This window comes from Nonomuraea sp. NPDC050328, assembly GCF_044459405.1.
In the GTDB taxonomy this organism is placed as follows: domain Bacteria; phylum Actinomycetota; class Actinomycetes; order Streptosporangiales; family Streptosporangiaceae; genus Nonomuraea.
Genome location: NZ_JBITIW010000015.1, coordinates 163,203 through 180,864 on the forward strand (window position 1 = coordinate 163,203; position 17,662 = coordinate 180,864).

General features: G+C 70.1%; 15 protein-coding genes. 7 read left to right on the plus strand and 8 right to left on the minus strand.

Going from position 1 to position 17,662, the window contains the following annotated elements; translation table 11 throughout:
- Positions 1 to 18: 18 nt before the first annotated feature.
- The 4 genes from ACIBG7_RS39650 to ACIBG7_RS39665 are packed head-to-tail and all read right to left on the minus strand — an operon-like array spanning position 19 to position 5,354.
- A complete protein-coding gene (locus tag ACIBG7_RS39650) occupies positions 19 to 1,725 on the minus strand; it encodes a glycoside hydrolase family 13 protein (protein WP_397339590.1) in 1,707 nt (568 codons plus the stop codon).
- A complete protein-coding gene (locus tag ACIBG7_RS39655; protein WP_357930796.1) occupies positions 1,722 to 2,564 on the minus strand; it encodes an ABC transporter permease subunit in 843 nt (280 codons plus the stop codon). The genes ACIBG7_RS39650 and ACIBG7_RS39655 overlap by 4 nt, the downstream gene beginning before the upstream one ends.
- Positions 2,561 to 4,057, minus strand: coding sequence for an ABC transporter permease subunit (locus ACIBG7_RS39660; RefSeq protein ID WP_397339591.1), 1,497 nt, complete (start codon positions 4,055 to 4,057; stop codon positions 2,561 to 2,563). Before ACIBG7_RS39660 ends, ACIBG7_RS39655 begins: the two co-directional genes overlap by 4 nt.
- Complete coding sequence (locus ACIBG7_RS39665) at positions 4,050 to 5,354, minus strand: maltose ABC transporter substrate-binding protein (protein WP_357930801.1); 1,305 nt, start codon at positions 5,352 to 5,354, stop codon at positions 4,050 to 4,052. Before ACIBG7_RS39665 ends, ACIBG7_RS39660 begins: the two co-directional genes overlap by 8 nt.
- 109 nt (positions 5,355 to 5,463) lie before the next feature.
- On the opposite strand from ACIBG7_RS39665, the gene ACIBG7_RS39670 reads away from it, so the two are divergent.
- The 5 genes from ACIBG7_RS39670 (at position 5,464) to ACIBG7_RS39690 (ending at position 12,265) form a co-directional block, all read left to right on the plus strand.
- Positions 5,464 to 7,704 (plus strand): alpha-amylase family glycosyl hydrolase, encoded by a 2,241-nt coding sequence (locus ACIBG7_RS39670; RefSeq protein WP_397339592.1) that lies wholly within the window; start codon positions 5,464 to 5,466, stop codon positions 7,702 to 7,704.
- Positions 7,705 to 7,738: 34 nt separating this feature from the next.
- Positions 7,739 to 8,728 (plus strand): LacI family DNA-binding transcriptional regulator, encoded by a 990-nt coding sequence (locus ACIBG7_RS39675; RefSeq protein ID WP_357930806.1) that lies wholly within the window; start codon positions 7,739 to 7,741, stop codon positions 8,726 to 8,728.
- Between the two features lie 117 nt (positions 8,729 to 8,845).
- Positions 8,846 to 9,631: a hypothetical protein gene (locus ACIBG7_RS39680; protein ID WP_397339593.1), complete on the plus strand. Its 786-nt coding sequence runs from the start codon at positions 8,846 to 8,848 to the stop codon at positions 9,629 to 9,631.
- Positions 9,632 to 9,644: 13 nt separating this feature from the next.
- Entirely contained in the window at positions 9,645 to 11,513 is a 1,869-nt protein-coding gene (locus ACIBG7_RS39685) for a fumarate reductase/succinate dehydrogenase flavoprotein subunit (RefSeq protein ID WP_357930811.1), read from the plus strand.
- Positions 11,510 to 12,265, plus strand: a complete 756-nt coding sequence (locus ACIBG7_RS39690) for a succinate dehydrogenase/fumarate reductase iron-sulfur subunit (protein ID WP_397339594.1) — start codon at positions 11,510 to 11,512, stop codon at positions 12,263 to 12,265. Before ACIBG7_RS39685 ends, ACIBG7_RS39690 begins: the two co-directional genes overlap by 4 nt.
- Positions 12,266 to 12,410: 145 nt before the next feature.
- On the opposite strand, the gene ACIBG7_RS39695 is transcribed toward ACIBG7_RS39690, so the two are convergent.
- The gene (locus tag ACIBG7_RS39695; RefSeq protein ID WP_397339595.1) at positions 12,411 to 13,130 is read right to left on the minus strand and encodes a hypothetical protein; all 720 of its coding nucleotides are present in this window, start codon (positions 13,128 to 13,130) and stop codon (positions 12,411 to 12,413) included.
- Between ACIBG7_RS39695 and ACIBG7_RS39700 the strand changes: the two genes are divergently transcribed.
- Together ACIBG7_RS39700 and ACIBG7_RS39705 are read left to right on the plus strand one after the other, a co-directional pair.
- On the plus strand, positions 13,129 to 13,581 hold the full coding sequence (locus ACIBG7_RS39700; protein ID WP_397339596.1) for a hypothetical protein: 453 nt from the start codon (positions 13,129 to 13,131) through the stop codon (positions 13,579 to 13,581). The two genes, ACIBG7_RS39695 and ACIBG7_RS39700, sit on opposite strands and share 2 nt — an antisense overlap.
- Before the next feature lie 471 nt (positions 13,582 to 14,052).
- Positions 14,053 to 14,211 (plus strand): hypothetical protein, encoded by a 159-nt coding sequence (locus ACIBG7_RS39705; RefSeq protein WP_397339597.1) that lies wholly within the window; start codon positions 14,053 to 14,055, stop codon positions 14,209 to 14,211.
- A 1,315-nt stretch (positions 14,212 to 15,526) separates the two neighbouring features.
- Here ACIBG7_RS39705 and ACIBG7_RS39710 read toward each other — a convergent pair.
- Genes ACIBG7_RS39710 through ACIBG7_RS39720 form a run of 3 tightly spaced genes read right to left on the minus strand, consistent with a single transcriptional unit; the run spans position 15,527 to position 17,635 of the window.
- Positions 15,527 to 15,919, minus strand: coding sequence for a (deoxy)nucleoside triphosphate pyrophosphohydrolase (locus ACIBG7_RS39710; RefSeq protein ID WP_357930820.1), 393 nt, complete (start codon positions 15,917 to 15,919; stop codon positions 15,527 to 15,529).
- Positions 15,920 to 15,923: 4 nt separating this feature from the next.
- A complete protein-coding gene (locus ACIBG7_RS39715; protein WP_397339598.1) occupies positions 15,924 to 17,018 on the minus strand; it encodes an NlpC/P60 family protein in 1,095 nt (364 codons plus the stop codon).
- Positions 17,015 to 17,635 carry a hypothetical protein gene (locus tag ACIBG7_RS39720; RefSeq protein ID WP_357930826.1) on the minus strand — a complete coding sequence of 207 codons (621 nt, stop codon included), beginning with the start codon at positions 17,633 to 17,635 and terminating at the stop codon, positions 17,015 to 17,017. The genes ACIBG7_RS39715 and ACIBG7_RS39720 overlap by 4 nt, the downstream gene beginning before the upstream one ends.
- Between the last annotated feature and the right edge of the window lie 27 nt (positions 17,636 to 17,662).

The window sequence follows — 17,662 nt, forward strand, 5'->3', positions numbered from 1 at the left end:
AGGAAACTTTCCTAAGGATTAACCGGAGTGGGTGGGCTGCGCAAGACGCCAGACCTGGAAGGTGGGCCCAAATCCGTCGGCCCGGGCAGCGCCGCCGTACAGGTTGGGGCCCAGCGGCAGGTCAAGCGGCTCGTACGGCGCGCGGGCGGCCAGCACGAGCAACCGCTCGCGCGGGCTCTCCCGCAGGAAGACCAGGACGTCGTCGCCCACCGGCCCCCAGCGCAGCCCGCCGTGCCGCAGGGCGTGGGAGCTCCGGCGCAGCGCGATGAGGTCGCGGTAGACCTCCCACAGCGGCGGCGGCTCGCGGTCCCAGGGCATCGGGGTGCGCGCGTGCTCGCCGTCGAGGCCCTCCAGCCCGAACTCGTCGCCCATGAACAGCATCGGCGTGCCCGGGTAGGTCATGAGCAGCCCGGCGGCGACCGCGACGAGCGCGTCTGAGCCGAGCGTGGTGCGCGCCCGCGGCACGTCGTGCGAGCTGATCAGGTTGACGTTGGCCTCGCTGACCGACCACGGCACCGCGGCGGCGAACTCGCGCATCGTCCGGGCCACGAGCCGGCCCGCGCGGGGCCGCAGCGGCCCGGCCTCGCCCGGGAAGACGAAGCCGGAGCCGGGGGTCAGCCACGACCAGACCGGTTTGGCGAAGCCCGCGTAGTTCATGACCGCGTGCCAGCCGTCCCCGGGCACGTCCGCGGTGTGGTCGTGAAAGTGCTCGGCGATCAGCAGCTTCCCGTCCGGCAGCGCCGCCCGGATCGTCCGCGCCGCCGCCTGGTTGTGCTCCTCCGCACCCAGCCGCCCGGTCATGTTGGCCACGTCGACCCGCCACCCGTCCAGGTTGTACGGCTCGCGCAGCCACCGGCCCGCCACCCGCGCCAGCTCCGCGCGCAGCTCGGGCGAGCCCCAGTTGAGCTTCGGCAGCGAGGGCACGCCGAACCACGAGGCGTAGCCCCCGTCCTCGCGCAGGTAGTAGTAGGCGCCCCGCTCCGGGAACCACTCGTGGCCGGCGCCGGTGTGGTTGGTGGTCAGGTCGCCGATCACCCGCATGCCCCGGCGGTGCGCCCGCGTGGTGAGCTCGATCAGCGCGGCGTCCCCGCCGAGCAGCGGGTCCACGTGCTCGAAGGTGGCGGCGTCGTAGCGGTGGTTGGAGCCGGCGGGGAAGAACGGCGTCAGGTAGAGCACGTCCACGCCCAGCTTGGCCAGGTGGTCGAGGCGCTCGGTGACGCCGTGCAGGTCGCCGCCGTAGAGCTGGCGGCCGGTGTCCGGCCCGTGGTGCACGACCGGCTCGTCCCACGCCGCCGGGACGGCCCAGCCGGGGTGCGCCTCGTTCACCCGGCCGGAGCGGGCGAACCGGTCGGGGAAGATCTGGTAGATCACCGCGTCGCGCAGCCAGGCGGGCGGCCTGCCGTACACGGTGAGCTGGAAGTCGGTGGCGTCGGTGGGGTCGTGCTCGACCAGGCCGCCCGCGTGCAGCCAGGACTCGTCGATCCGGAAGCGGTAGCGGGTGCGCGGGTTGTGCACGAGCAGGTCCGCCTGCCACCAGACGGCCTCCGCGTCCCGGCGGACCGGGCGGGCGGGCACGATCCGGGTGTCGCCGTCGTAGGTCGAGCGCAGGTGGATCCGCTCGACGGGGTGGCCGTGCGGCACGCGCACCAGCACCGGGACGGTCGCGCCGAGCGCCGGCCGGACCGGCACGTACAGCTCGGAGCCGTCGTGGTGGGGCCCGATCACCCCTTCACCGATCCTCTCAGCAGGCCGGAGACGATGTAACGCTGCAGGAAGCGGAAGAGCAGCACGCTGGGCACCGCGCCGAGCAGCGCCCCGGCGGAGAAGACGCCCCAGTTGGCCGACAGCCGCTCGGAGATGAGCCCGTAGAGCCCGACGGCGAGCGTCTTGCGCTGCGGGTCCTGCAACATGATGCTCGCGATCATGAACTCGTTGACGGTGGCGATGAAGGACAGCAACGCGATCACCGCCAGCACGGGCGCGCCCAACCGCAGGATGATGGTGAAGAACACCCGGGTGTGCGAGGCGCCGTCCACCTTGGCCGCGTCGTCCAGCTCGGTGGGGATGGAGTCGAAGAAGCCCTTGATGAGGAAGATGTTCACGCCCATCGCGCCGCCCAGGTAGACCAGCACGAGCCCGAACTGCGTGCCCAGCCCGATGCCCGGCAGCGCGCCCTTGATCTGCGCCATCAGCAGGAAGATCGCCACCGCCGCGAGCACCTGCGGGAACATCTGGACCAGCAGCAGCCCGAGCAGGCCGAGCCGGCGGCCCTTGAAGCGGAAGCGCGAGAAGGCGTAGGCCCCGCTGGCCGCCAGCAGCACGGTGGCGACGGCGGTGGCCGCGGCGATCCACAACGTGTTCCCGAACCAGAAGCCGTACGGGATGCCCGCCAGGTCCCGGTAGTTGTCCAGCGAGGCGTCGGCGAAGAGCGTCACCGAGGCGGTGAGCGTGCCGCGCGGGTTGAGCGAGGCGCTGATCACGAAGACGATCGGCAGCAGGGCGAAGACCAGGGCCAGCAGGCCGACGAGGTGGCGCCAGCCGTACACCCGGAACCAGCGGGTCATGAGTAGGTCTCCTCCAGCGCGCGGGTGCGGCGGAACCCGGCCGCGGAGATGGCCGCGACGACCAGGAAGATGATCGTGGACATCGCGCAGGCGAAGCCCCACTCGCGCCCGGCGCCGCCGAAGGCCACCTTGTAGACGGCGGAGATCAGCAGGTCGGTGCTGCCGAGCGTGATCGGCGCGTCGGGGATGTTGGGCCCGCCGCCGGTGACGAAGTAGATGACGGTGAAGTTGTTGAAGTTGAAGGCGAAGGAGGCCACCAGCAGCGGCCCGGTCGAGACCAGCAGCAGCGGCAGCGTGACCCGGCGGAAGAGCTGCCAGGGCCCGGCGCCGTCGATGCGGGCCGCCTCGTTGACCTCGGCCGGGACCGCCTGGAGCGCGCCGGTGCAGATCAGGAACATGTACGGGAAGCCCAGCCACAGGTTGACCAGCAGCACGCTGACCTTGGCCAGGGTCGCGTCGTTGAGCCAGGGGATGTCCGCGCCGCCGAGCAGGCCGTGGTTGACGAAGCCGAAGCTCTGGTTCAGCATGCCGGTCCACACCAGCGCCGACAGGAACGACGGCACCGCGTACGGCAGCACCAGCAGCGAGCGGTAGATCCCGCGCCCGCGCAGGCCCTCGCGGTTGAGCGTAAGGGCCAGCAGGAGCCCGAGCGCGAACGTGGTCAGCACCGACAGCGCGGCGAAGGCGAAGGTCCAGGCGAAGACCGACAGCAGCGGCGCGCGCAGCCGCTCGTCGGTGAAGGCCCGGACGTAGTTGTCGAGGCCCACGACCTCCTTCCACCCCGGCGTCAGCACCTTGCCGTCGGCCGACTCGAAGTAGCCGCGCTCGGTGGCCCGGTAGACCGTGCCGGTCACCGTGTCGGTGAGGGCGTCGTCGGCGTAACGCAGGGTCGGCTTGGCGATGTAGCCGGTCGAGCCGTCCTCGGTGCGTAGCGAGCCGTCCTGGAGCGGCACCCGCAGTGCCAGCACCTCCTGCTGGCGGCCGACCAGGTCGCGGAAGGGCAGCACCCGGTGATCGGCCGGCACCCCGGTGGCCGGCCGGCCGTCGAGGGTGGTCCGCCCGTCGGGGCCGGTGGCCAGCAGGTGCAGCCGGTCGTCCGGACCGGCCAGGACTTGCACCTTGTACGGCGGGCTGCCCGGCACCCGCTTCTCCGACACGGCCAGGATGTGCTGGAGCGCCCGCGGCTTGTCCAGGTTGTGGCCGTCGCCCACGTTGGTGAAGCCGGCGTAGGCCGTGTAGATCACCACGTACACCTGGAAGATCAGCAGGAAGATCAGGCCCGGCAGCAGGTAGCGCGAGGCGAGCGTGCGGCGGCTGAAGTAGACGTAGTCCACCGCCGCGGTGGCGACCAGGATCACGGCGAAGATCCCCCAGTCGCGCACCGCGTAGGTCGCCACCAGCCCGTAGACGGCCAGCGCGTTGACCAGGCCGACGAGCAGCAGCTTCCCGGCCAGCGACCCGAGCCGCTGGCCGGACCTGGCCGGATCAGTCACCGATCTTGTCTCTGATCTTCGTGGCGGCCTGCTTCATCAGCTTGACCGGGTCGCCCTTGCCGAGCAGGATGTCGCGCTCGGCGTGGCCGTACTCGGTCCAGACCGCGTCCATCGCCGGGATGCTGGGCAGCGGCTGGCCGATGTCGCCGGCCGCGGCGAAACCGGCGATGATCGGGTCGCTCTTGACCTGCTCGTAGACGGAGGTCATGGCCGGCGGCCGCTTGCCGGAGTCGTAGAGCTCCTTGCTCACCTCGGGCGTGCCCAGGTAGTTGAGCACGAACTCGTTGGCGACCAGCTTGTTCTTGGCGTTCGCCGAGATCATGAAGCCCTGCACGCCGACGAAGGGCGCGGCCGGCTTGCCGCCCGCCGACGGGATCGGCTCGACGGCCAGCTTGATGCCCGCCTTGACCGCGTCGTCGGTGTTCCACGGGCCGGTGAGCTGGAAGGGCGCCTTGCCGGAGTTGAAGGCCTCCTTGGCGATGTCGTAGGTGACGTCCGCGCTGAGCGCCTTGCTCTTGCGCCAGCCGTCCAGCGCCTTGGCGAACGCCAGGCCGCCCTCGTTGTCGATCAGCAGCTTGGCGGGGTCGTAGCCGCCGTCCGCCTTGACGTCGAAGACGCCGCTGCCGAAGGAGCTGGCGATCGGGAAGAAGTGGTACGGGTCGCCCTCCGGGCCCACCTGGAGCGCCAGCGGCAGCGTGGCCTTCTTCTGCTTGACCAGGTCGAGCCCGACCTTCATCAGCTCGTCGAACGACTTGGGCGTCTCCGGCGCCAGCTCGGTGTTGCGGAACAACGCGATGTTCTCGATCGCGTACGGCAGGCCGTACACCTGGCCGTCGTAGCTGAAGGCCTTGATCGCCACCTCCTTGAACTGGCCGAGCTTGTCGCCCAGTTCGAGCGGCGCGACCGCGCCGTTGGTGACCAGCTTGCCGAGCCAGTCGTGCGCACCGATGACGACGTCGGGCCCCTCGCCGGCCGGCCCCTGGGTGACCAGGTTGTCGCGGATGTCGCCGAATTCGAGCTGCTGGACGGCGACCTTCACCCCCTTGTCGGCGGCGAACTTCTCGGCGATCTTCTGGATGATCGGCGAGCGGGTGTCGTCGGCCCAGATCACCAGGTCGGCGGCGGCGGCCCGCTTGATCGGGCCGTCGGTCGGCTCGACGATCGTCGTCGCCTCACCCTTCGCGGCCGGGCTCGTGGCGGAGGCGCTGGGGCTGGGCGGCTGTGCCTGCTCGGGGGCCTGGGAACCGCAGGCGGCTGCCAGCAAGACGAGGCCCAAAGCCAATGCGGGACGGCGCATGGATGGCTCCTTGGGGGAAGGATCGTACTTTCCGCAAGATAACCATGGGTTTCGGCAAGTTTCTAGATTGTTGCTGACATATTGCAACCTGATTGATACCGTCCGGGCCATGAGACGGCTTGCTCCGGTCGTGGCGAGCGCTTTAGTCCTCGCCCTGCTGCCTGCCCAGAGCCCAGCGCACGCCGCTGGGACACCGATCGGCCCGATCACTCCCAAGGACGTCGTCTACCAGATCATCACCGACAGGTTCTTCGACGGTGACGGCGCCAACAACAAGCCCGCCGGCTTCGACCCCACCCTGTTCGACGACCCCGACGCCAACAACGTCGGCAACGGCGCCGACCTCAAGCTCTACCAGGGCGGCGACTTCGACGGCATCATCGCCAAGATCCCCTACCTCAAGAACATGGGCATCAGCGCGGTGTGGGTCTCGGCGCCCTACCGCAACCGCGACACCGTCATCGAGGACCACAAGCCGGGCGGCGGCGTCGACCGCTGGACCAGCTTCCACGGCTACCACGTGCGCAACTACTTCGCCACGAACAAGCACCTCGGAACGCTCCAGGAGTTCAGGGCGCTGCGCGACGCCCTGCACGGCCAGGGCATCAAGCTGGTCATCGACTTCGTCACCAACCACACCAGCCGCTGGCAGAACCCGACGAGCGGTTTCTCCCCCGAGGACGGCAAGCTCTACGAGCCGCTCAAGGACGGCTCCGGCAACTACGTCTTCGACGCCAACGGCGAGCCCACCGGCGAGCAACTGCTGGCCAACCCGCACGCCGACACCAACGGCTGGTTCCACGGCCTGGGCGACCGCGGCGCCGACTCCAGCCGCTTCGGCTTCCGGCACAAGGACCTCGGCTCGCTGGCCGACCTCAGCCAGGAGAACGCCCAGGTCGTCAAGCACCTGGAGAAGGCCGCGCTGTTCTGGAAGGCCGAAGGCGTCGACGGCTTCCGGCACGACGCCACGCTGCACATGAACCCGGCCTTCGCCAAGGGCGTCAAGGACGCCGTCGACTCCGCGCCGGGCGGGCCGGTCTCGCACTTCGGCGAGTTCTTCATCGGCCGCCCGGACCCGAAGTACGACGAGTACCGCACCTTCCCCGACCGGACCGGGATCAACAACCTGGACTTCGAGTACTTCCGCGCCTCGACCAACGCCTTCGGCAGCTTCTCCGAGACCATGACCGCCTTCGGCTCCATGCTCACCCAGACCTCGGCGGACTACGTCTACGAGAACCAGGCCGTGACCTTCCTCGACAACCACGACGTCACGCGCTTCCGGTACATCCAGCCGAACGACAAGCCGTACCACGCGGCCCTGGCCACCCTGCTCACCGCCCGCGGCACCCCGAACATCTACTACGGCACCGAGCAGTACGTCAGCTCCGCCGACGCCTCCGACGTGGCCGGGCGCAAGTTCCTGCAGACCTCCTCGGCCTTCAGCCAGACCACCACGGCCTACAAGGTCATCCAGTCCCTCGCCGCGCTGCGCAAGTCCAACGACGCCCTGGCGTACGGCACGACGCAGGTGCTGTGGAGCAACAACGACGCGCTCGTCTTCAAGCGGCAGTTCTACGACAAGCAGGTCATCGTCGCGGTCAACCGCCAGCCCGCGGTCACCGTGAACGTGCCCGCGCTGGCCACCACGCTGCCCGCCGGGACCTACACCGACACGCTCGCCGGCCTGCTCGGCGGGGCGTCCGCCACGGTCGCCTCCGGCCAGCTCCCGGCCTTCGCGCTGAGCGGCGGCGAGGTGAGCGTGTGGTCGCACAACCCCTCGCTGGGCACGACCGTCCCGCGCATCGGCGACGTGGTCTCGACCTCGGGACGGGCGGGCAACCAGGTGTACGTCTACGGCACCGGCCTCGGCGGGACGCCCACGGTCAAGTTCGGCGCGACCACGGCCGCGGTCACCTCGGCCACCGACACGCTGATCAAGACCACCGTCCCGGCCGGCGCGGTCGCGGGGGCGCAGGACATCACCGTCACCAAGGGCGCCAACGTCAGCAACCCCTTCCGCTACGAGGTGCTCTCCGGGGACCAGGTCCAGGTGATCTTCAAGGTCAACGCGTCCACCGACCCCGGCTGGAACGTGCACGTCGTCGGCAACATCCCCGAACTCGGCTCCTGGGACGCCGCCAAGGCGCCCGAGGCCATGCTCAACCCGAACCACCCGGTCTGGTTCCTGCCCGTCTCGGTGCCGGCCGGGACGACCGTGCAGTTCAAGTTCATCAAGAAGAAGGCGGGCCAGCCCGAGCAGTGGGAAGGCGGCGGCAACCGCTCCTTCGCCACGCCGAGCGACGTCCAGGGCACGGCGGACACTCCGGTCTACACCTGGACCCCCTAGAAACTTTTGCTGAAAGGGAGGCTAGGATTTCAGCATGAAAGTGACCTTGACGGCAGTCGCCACGCAGGCGGGCGTCAGCGAGGCGACGGTCAGCCGCGTCCTCAACGGCAAGGCCGGCGTCGCCGACGACACCCGGGAGGCCGTCCTGGCCGCCGTCGAGGCACTCGGCTACGAGCGGACCGTCAGGCCCGAGCCCCAGCGCCGCAGCGAGGGGATCGTCGGCCTGGTGGTCCCCGAGCTCGACAACCCCATCTTCCCCGCCTTCGCCCAGGTCATCTGCACGCTCCTGGCGCAGCAGCGCTACACGCCGGTGTTGTGCACCCAGGTGGCCGGCGGGGTCAGCGAGGACGAGTACGTCGAGATGCTGCTCGAACGCGAGCCCTCCGGCATCGTCTTCGTCTCCGGCATGCACGCCGACACCCACGCCGATCCGGCGCGCTACCAGCGCCTGATCGGCAAGGGCGTGCCGATCGTCCTGGTCAACGGGCACATCCCCGACCTGGAGGTGCTCTCCATCTCCAACGACGACGACGCGGCCATGCGCCTGGCGCTCAGCCACCTCACCGCGCTCGGGCACACCCGGATCGGCCTGGCCGTCGGCCCCGAGCGCTACACCCCGGTGATCCGCAAGGTGCGCGCCTTCCGCGAGGTCAGCGACCTGGTGGAGTACACGACCTTCACCGTCGAGGGCGGCCAGGTCGCCGCGGCCCGGCTGATCAAGCAGGGCGCCACCGCCATCGTCTGCGGCTCCGACCTCATGGCCTTCGGCGCGATGCGCGCCGCCCGCGCCCACGGCCTGCGGGTGCCCGACGACCTCTCGGTGGTCGGCTACGACGACGCCCCGGTGATCGCCTACTCCGAGCCCGCCCTCACCACCCTCCGCCAGCCGGTGCTGGCGATGGGCACCGCGGCCGTCCGCGGCCTGCTCGACGAGGTGCGCGGGCTGCCCTCACCACGAGGCGAGTTCATGTACCTGCCCGAGCTGGTGGCCCGATCCTCCACCGGACCGGCCCCGCGAGAGTGACCACAATCACATCCCAACTTGGGAATTCTCGCGTGACTCTTCTCACACCAACATGGGTAGTCGGGCGTAACGTATCCCCACCGATAGACGCGCCAACACTTGGTGGAGAGGTCTGTGATGACCCAAACGACGCCAGAAAGCCCGGTCCGTAGGCAGCGCGCGAATGTGAAAGTGCGCACCTTCCGGACCGACCGATGGTGGCTGACCCCCCTGCTGACCTTCCTGGGGCTGGCTTCCTTCCTTGTATACAGCTTCTGGGCCCTTTTCGACCGCAGTTACTTCGCGGAGCCGTACATCGCCCCCTTCGACTCGCCGTGTCTCGCCACGTCGTGTCCGCCAGGGGCGACGTTCTTCGGATTCACCCCCTTCGGCGACTGGTACACCCTGTCTCCCGCCCTGTTGATCCTGGCCTTCCCCGCCGGGTTCCGTTTCACCTGTTACTACTACCGGAAGTCGTACTACCGCTCCTTCTGGCTGTCGCCCGCGGCGTGCGCCGTCCAGGAGCCGCACGGCAAGTACAGCGGTGAGACCCGCTTCCCGCTGATCCTGCAGAACCTGCACCGCTACTTCTTCTACGCGGCCATCGTGGTCGGCGCGATCCTCACCTACGACGCGATCCTCGCCCTCGTCCACAAGCCGCTCGGCCTCGGCAGCTACATCCTGCTCTTCAACGCGGTGCTGATCTGGGGCTACACGCTCGGCTGCCACTCCTGCCGGAGCATCACCGGCGGCCGGCTCAACCACTTCTCCCGCCACCCGGTCCGCTACAAGATGTGGCAGCTCGTCTCCAAGCTCAACGCCAAGCACCAGCCCCTCGCCTGGGCCTCCATGTTCTCCGTGATGATCGCCGACCTCTACGTGCGCCTCGTCGCCAAGGGCATCATCGCCTTCCCGTACGCCTAAAGGACTGTTTGCAGTGGAAATCGAACGTCACGACTACGACGTCGTCGTCATCGGAGCCGGCGGCGCCGGGCTCCGGGCCGCGATCGAGGCCCGGCAGCAGGGCAAGCGCACCGCGATCGTCTGCAAGTCCCTGTTCGGCAAGGCGCACACGGTCATGGCAGAAGGCGGCGCGGCCGCGGCCATGGGCAACGTCAACCCCGACGACAACTGGATGGTGCACTTCCGCGACACCATGCGCGGCGGCAAGTTCCTCAACAACTGGCGGATGGCCGAGCTCCATGCCAAGGAGGCTGCCGACCGCGTCTGGGAGCTGGAGGCCTGGGGCGCGCTCTTCGACCGCACCAAGGACGGCAAGATCAGCCAGCGCAACTTCGGCGGCCACGAGTACCCGCGCCTGGCCCATGTGGGTGACCGTACCGGCCTGGAGCTGATCCGCACCCTGCAGCAGCGCGTCGTGGCCCTCCAGCAGGAGGACTACGAGACGCACGGCGACTACGAGGCCTACATCAAGGTCTTCGCCGAGTGCACGGTCACCCGGCTGCTCAAGGACGACGGCGCGATCTCCGGCGCCTTCGGCTACTGGCGCGAGACCGGCAACTTCATCGTCTTCGACGCCCCGGCGGTCGTGCTGGCGACGGGCGGCATCGGCAAGTCGTACGTCGTCACCTCCAACTCCTGGGAGTACACCGGAGACGGGCACGCCCTGGCCCTGCTGGCCGGCGCGAAGCTGATCAACATGGAGTTCATCCAGTTCCACCCCACCGGGATGGTCTGGCCGCCCTCCGTGCGCGGCATCCTCGTCACCGAGTCGGTGCGTGGCGACGGCGGCGTCCTGATGAACAAGGACGGCGAGCGGTTCATGTTCAACTACATCCCCGAGGTGTTCAAGGACAAGTACGCCACCACCGCCGAGGAAGCCGACCGCTGGTACACCGACCAGGCCAACAACCGGCGTCCCCCGGAGCTGCTCCCCCGTGACGAGGTCGCCCGCGCGATCAACTCCGAGGTCAAGGCGGGCCGCGGCTCACCCCAGGGCGGCGTCTTCCTCGACGTCTCCTCCCGGCTGCCCGCCGAGGAGATCAAGCGCCGGCTGCCGTCGATGCACCACCAGTTCAAGGAGCTGGCCGACGTCGACATCACCGCCGAGCCCATGCAGGTCGGCCCGACCTGCCACTACATCATGGGCGGCGTGGAGGTCGACGCCGACACCGGCGCCGCGGACGTGCCCGGCCTGTTCGCCGCGGGCGAGGTCTCCGGCGGCATGCACGGCTCCAACCGGCTCGGCGGCAACTCCCTGTCCGACCTGCTGGTCTTCGGCCGCCGCGCGGGCCTGGGCGCCGCCGCCTACGTCGACGCCCTCCCCGTACGGCCGGCCGTCAAGGACGCGGTCGTCGAGGCGGCCCGCAAGGAGGCCCTCGCGCCCCTGGAGCGCACCGGCGAGAACCCGTACGAGGTGCACCAGGAGCTCCAGCGCTCGATGAACGACCTGGTCGGCATCATCCGCAAGGCCGAGGAGGTGCAGGAGGCGCTCGGCGTGGTCGAGAAGCTCAAGGAGCGCGCGCAGCTCGTCGGCGCGGCCGGCGGCCGGATCTACAACCCCGGCTGGCACCTGGCGCTCGACCTGCGCAACATGCTGCTCGTCTCCGAGTGCGTGGCCAAGGCCGCGCTGCTGCGCGAGGAGAGCCGTGGCGGCCACACCCGCGACGACTTCCCCGGCATGTCCGCCGAGTGGCGCCGCAAGCTCCTGGTCTGCTCCACCACCGACGGCACCTCGATCGACGTCGTCGAGCAGGAGCAGCCCGCGATGCGGCAGGACCTGTTCGAGCTGTTCGACCGTGGCGAGCTGAAGAAGTACCTCACCGAGGAAGAGATGGATCGATGAGCTACAAGGCGAAGTTCCGCGTCTGGCGCGGTGAGGGCGGCGAGGGCAAGCTCGAGGACTTCACCGTCGAGGTCAACGAGGGCGAGGTCGTCCTCGACATCATCCACCGCCTCCAGGCCACCCAGGCCCCCGACCTGGCCGTGCGGTGGAACTGCAAGGCCGGCAAGTGCGGCTCCTGCTCGATGGAGATCAACGGCAAGCCGCGCCTGGGCTGCATGACCCGGATGTCCACCTTCGAGGAGGACGAGGTCATCACGGTCACCCCCATGCGCACCTTCCCGGTGATCAAGGACCTCGTCTGCGACGTGTCCTTCAACTACGACAAGGCGCGCGAGGTCCCCTCCTTCACCCCGCCCGCCGGCGTGCGCCCCGGCGAGTACCGCATGCAGCAGGTGGACGTCGAGCGCTCGCAGGAGTTCCGCAAGTGCATCGAGTGCTTCATGTGCAACAACGTCTGCCACGTCATCCGTGACCACGAGGAGAACAAGCCGGCCTTCTCCGGGCCCCGCTTCCTGATGCGCATCGCCGAACTCGACATGCACCCCTACGACGTGGCCGACCGCCAGGTGGCCGCGCAGGAGCAGCACGGGCTGGGCTACTGCAACATCACCAAGTGCTGCACCGAGGTCTGCCCCGAACACATCAAGATCACCGACAACGCGCTCATCCCCATGAAGGAACGCGTCGTCGACCGCAAGTACGACCCGCTGGTGTGGCTGGGCAACAAGATCTTCAAGCGCACCTCCCACTGACCCACGAACGGGGCCTGCCGTACCTTTTGTCCCGGTACGGCAGGCCCCGTCCTATGGGCACCCCCCGGCAGCATCTATGCGGCGCCCAGCCCGTACGGCGGTGCATGATCCTGTACGGCGAACCGAGCCGTCGAACACCAGGGCCTCAGCCCCGCTGCTCCCCAGCAGGCGGCTCAGGCCTCCGCCGCTCAACCGTCTCGTCCTCAACCCCACCAGGCAACGGATAAATCACCGTGCCCTCATCCCCAGCAGCCTCCCACGGCAACGGATCGCCATGCTCAGCCCCCAGCGCCGGAGCATGCGGCTCCCGATAGGGCGCATCCCCACCGGGCGGGATCTCCACGGAAGCCGGCACCGCAGGCTCGAACAGATCCCGGTACTCCTCCCGAGGCCGCTCCTCCTCAACCGGCGGGACGTACGGCGGCTCCTCCGGGAAGTGCGCCTCAGCCTCCGGGAAATGCGGCTGCTCATGATGCACCGGCTGCTGCGGATACGAGTAAGGCGCCGTCTGCTGGTACCCCGCCGCTGGGTCCCCCGGATGATGCTGCGGCTGCTGGAAGACAGCCTGCTGACCATACGGGTCCTGGTAAACCGGCCCGTACGGCATGTGCACCGTCGGATAGGTCTGCACCGGCACCAGGCTGATGATCGGCGCATAGGCCGTGTTCCCCGGATACCCCGCCTGCTGAGGCCCGCCCGCGAACCCCTGCCCCACCGGGTAGGCCTGCTCGGCCCGGACCTGCGGCCCAGCCTTGCGTACGGCTGCCGCATGCGCCATCCGCCGCAGCCGCCCCTCGAACACCAGCACCCCGAACAGCGCCAGCAACACCAGCACCAGCGCCGGAATGGCCAGCTTCTGCGTCATGCCGTACTGGTCGACCTCGGGCTGGGCGTTCTTCAGCTCCAGCGGGTTCTGCTCCGACGACTCCACCGGCGCGATCGTCCCCGGGCTCGGCGTCGGATCGTCGGCCAGCGCCGGCAACGACACCTCGGGCTCGGCGGTCGACGGCGCGGGCGAGGACGACAGCACCGGCGGCGGGATCTGCGCGACCGGCGGCTGGGTCGTCTGGGCCACCTGCGGCGTCGGCGTGGGCGTGGGGGTCGGCGGCTTCGTCTTCGGCGCCTTGGTCTTCGTCGGCGTCGCGGTCACCGTCTGGGTGACCGTCACCTCGGTCGGCGTCGGCTGCGGGAGCGTCGTGGTGATCGTGGTGGTCACCTCGGTCGGCCCCGGCGTGCTGCACGTCTCCACCCAGTCGACGCAACCCTCTTCGGTGCCCGGATCGAGCGCGCCCACCACGGCGGCACTCGCCCCCTGAGTCAGGAACGGGACGGCGGCCGCGCCGCTGAGCCCGATCGTCAGGAGCACGGCGGACACGGCCGTCAGTCGCCTGGAAGCCACCTGAGCCCTCCGCAGATCCGATACCTGGGTCGTAGGGCATCCTAGTCCGGTAAAAGTAACAGTAAAGTCCGGATTGGAATACAGGTTACGACTGGCGGGTACTGCGGCGAGATTGAGCTCGCGAGATCCCCCACAGCCCGGCCAGCAACACCGCGATCCCGCCCCCGGTCAGAGGCAACCCGCGAGCTCCCTCGAACCCTTCTACGGGGGTCTCGGCAGCCGCCTTCCTGCCGCTCACCGCCACCTCCCTCGGCAACGGCGCCCCTGCCGCTACGGGCGCGGGCAGCACGTCCACGGCCAGAGGCGCCGCCTTCGGCAACCTCAGCCCCGGCTCCCCCCACAACCCGCCTTCCCCGACCGGCCCTTCCCCATCGGCCCGCCCCCCGTTGTGGAACGGCCACGCACCCTTGGCCGGCCCGGCGACCCCGGGAACACCTCCGGTGCCGCCCTGCGCGAGCAGGGGATCCTGCGCGAACAGGGGGTCCTGAGCGAGCTGCCCGTCCTGCGCGAACCGGCCGTCCTGCGCGAGCACCCCGTCCGCCCGTGAGGACCCCGCCCCACCCGCTGCGGCCCCAGGCGGCATGCCCCCCTCCGCCGCGAGCCCTTGCGAGTCGAGGCCCTGCGGCCCGGCCCAGGACGTCCCCGGCCCATCCGCCGCAGGCCGCTCGAACGCGCGGGGGTCCACCGCGGACCTCCCGTCTTCCCGGCCGCTCCAGGCGGGGGCGTCTCCAGCGGGCATGGCCGACAGCCGCGGCCCTTCCCCGTGAGGGCGGTTCCGGCTCCCAGGGCCGTCTCCAGCCCCCCGCTCACCCCTCGCCGCCCACCGGCCATCTCCATCCGGCTCCCACCGGTGATGCCGATCCGACCCGCGCCGGTCATCCCGGTCCGCCGCCCGTCCCCCACGGCGCCCCTCCCGGCCCCGCACCACCCGCTCACCCGAGCCCGCCCGCTCCCCCGGAACGTCCTTGTCCGAGGACGCCCGCTCACCGGGCTCGTCCCCACGCGAGGCCCCACGGTCACCCTGGCCGCCACGGTCCACGGGCAGATCACCCCGGTCACCCCGGTTGCTGTCCGGGCGGGTGTGGGCGGGGTCCGAGTCGCCGGAGCGGGTGCGGGGTTCGCTGCGGTCGGCTGTGTCGCGGGGCTCGGCCCGTCCCCCGGACACGGCCTGGTCCTCGGAAGGACGGGCAGCCTCCGTCACCGCGGGGGCCTTGAGCGGGGAGACCGGCTGAGCCTCCGACGGGTCAGAGGAGGGTGGCTTGCCGACGACGGTGGTGGCGGTGGCACGGACCGTCTCGACCGTCTCGCCAGAGGCCGCCAGCCGCTGCGCCACAGCCGCAAGGACGACCCGCTCCGCACCGTCCGGGACGACAAGCCGCACATCGACCGACCGCGCCCCCGAGACATCCCCCAGCAAGCACACCGAGGCCCCATCGGACGCCTGCCGTACTCCAGCCGAAGCCCCTCCGGCCTCCTGCCGTGGCGCTCCGGAAGTCACCCGGGCCCGCCTCTCGGGGCAGGACACGGAGGAGAGCGCGCCGGCAGGGCTGGCGGCGACCGACAGGCGGGCGGAACGGGCGGTGCCTTCCAGGCGGATGCGGAAGCGGAGCACGTCCCCCGTACGGATCCACTGCACGCCCTTGGGGTCGTCGAGGCGGTCCACCGAAAGCCCGAGCCCCGGATCCCGAGAGCCGGCGGCGGCAGCAGCACCGCCGGCGGGCAGGACGACGGCCAGGGCCAAAGCCCCGGCCATGGCAAAGCCCGGCAGCCGCCGGTTCACCCATTGGGTCATGCCGTTTCCCCCCGACCCGGACGCATGACACATCACACTCAGTAGTTAATATGTCACCCAGGGGGAAGGCTTAACCCTCGCGGAGCAGATCCTTGACCACCGCGATCACCGGAAGGTCGGCCGCGAGCCACGGCACGGAGTCGTACTCGTCCGGCGCCAGCCACCGCAGGGCGAGGTGCTCCTTGGGTTCGGGCTCCCCGGCGACGAGGGTGGCCAGGAAGACCCGCATGACGTACTCGGAGCCCAGCGGCCAGTCGCCGCCCACGCGCCGCCCCACGGCGATCTCGACGCCGAGCTCCTCCCGGCACTCGCGCACCAGGGCCTCGGCCTCGCCCTCACCGGGGTCGACCTTGCCGCCGGGGAACTCCCAGCCGCCGGCCAGCTCGGGAGGTTCGGCTCGTTGGGCTGCCAGCATCCGGCCGTCGGCGGAGACGATCGCCGCGGCGACCACGACTCGTTTCATGTGATCAGAGCGTATTCTGCAACTTCTTGAGCTGCTCCAGGACCGCGGGATTCTGCAGCGGCCGGGTGAAGCCCATGAGGCTCGTACGGTCGTCGTAGGTGGTGACCTTGATCGGCCCGCACAGGCGGCAGCGGGCCTCGACCATCTTGCCCTTCGACACGACCAGGCCCACGTGGCCGGGATTGTCGGGCCCGGTGCCCGGTCCGGCGTTGAAGAAGACCAGGTCGCCGGCCTGCTCCTCGCCGGGGCTGACCCGCACGCCGAAGGGCCACTGGCCGAAGGTGGTGCGCGGGATGGACAGGCCGACGCTCTGGTAGGCCATGTAGATGATCCCCGAGCAGTCGTAGGCGTCGGGTCCGGTGCCACCCCACAGGTACGGCTTGCCGCGCTGGGCGAGGGCGTAGTCGAGGATGCGCCGCACCACGTCGGTGGGCGCGGCCTCGATCAGCGGCTCGTCGCAGAGCGGCTCGGCCTGCGGCGGCACCTTGACCTGCCCGCTCTTCGCGTACTTGCCGGCGATGACCATGACCTGGTCGACGTACCACCAGGCCCGGTTGTAGACGAACAGCGCGCGGCGCACGTTCTCCGGGGCGCCGTTGCGCTTGAGCATCTTGGCCGCGCCGAGGATGGCGTCGGCCGGGTTGTAGACGTCCCCGATGCCGTCGCCGTCGCCGTCGGAGGCGTAGCCGTTGTACTCGGAGTCGACCGGGATCTGCGCCTTGCCGCCCCAGGTGCTGATCAGGAACTGCATCGGCCCGGCGGCCCCGGCGTAGTTGGTGCCGCTCTTGACGCCGGGCAGGTCGGAGCGCCCGTGGTCGGTCTCGCGCTTGCCGACGGCGGCCAGCACGTTCCACTGCACGCCGATCTTCTCGCCGTGCTTCTTGTACAGCTCCAGGAACTTGGGCGGGATGTCGGAGGCGCCGCTGTCGGAGACCTCCTCGCCCTGGACCGCGCCGGGCCGGCAGTCGACCGGGTCGCCCCCGCCGCCGAAGAAGGAGGGCACGCTGGTCATCATCATCGGCGACATGATCACCACGCCGATGAGGAGGATGGCGGCGACGCCGATCGCCAGGGAGACCTTGGAGGGGGAGCTTCTCACCCTTGGCTGTCCCCGTCCTGGCCCTCACCGGCGGGCTGGAGATCGAACACCCGCCAGTCGGAACCCACCTGCGTCACGGTGACCGCGTAGTCGGCGGTGCGCGCGCTGGGCACGCCCTTGGTCGAGAGCTGCTGCGTGCCGGTGATGATGAACACCACCGAGGTCTGCTCCACCTGCCTGATGCCCTTGAGCCGGCCGGTCCCCGAGGAGACGAGCTGCTGCTCGCGGTTCTGCTCCACGGTGCCGGGCGAGGTGAGCGTCCGGGTCAGGACGTCGCCCAGGCCGCCGGTGGTGAAGATCTTGACCCGCTCGGCGTAGACGGCCGGGTCCTCGTCGTAGCGGAAGGTCCCGTAGGCGGCGGTGAACCGTTCGGCCAGGTCGGCCGCCGCCGCCAGTTGCGGCTTGCTCACCGGCAGGTAGGCGTAGATGTCGAACGGCTCGTTGCTGGCCGTCGCCAGCGGCCGGTTCGGGCCGGGCGCCGTCACGGCGGTGGAGGTACGGCCGGCCGCCGGTGCTTCCTGCGCCTCGGAGCCGGGCCCCCGGAGCGTGAGGTAGATCCCCACGGCCGCCATGACGGCCACCACGCCCACGAAGAGCCCGACGCGCCTGTCGCTCACCTTCTCGTCCTTCTGTTGGGGGGAGGT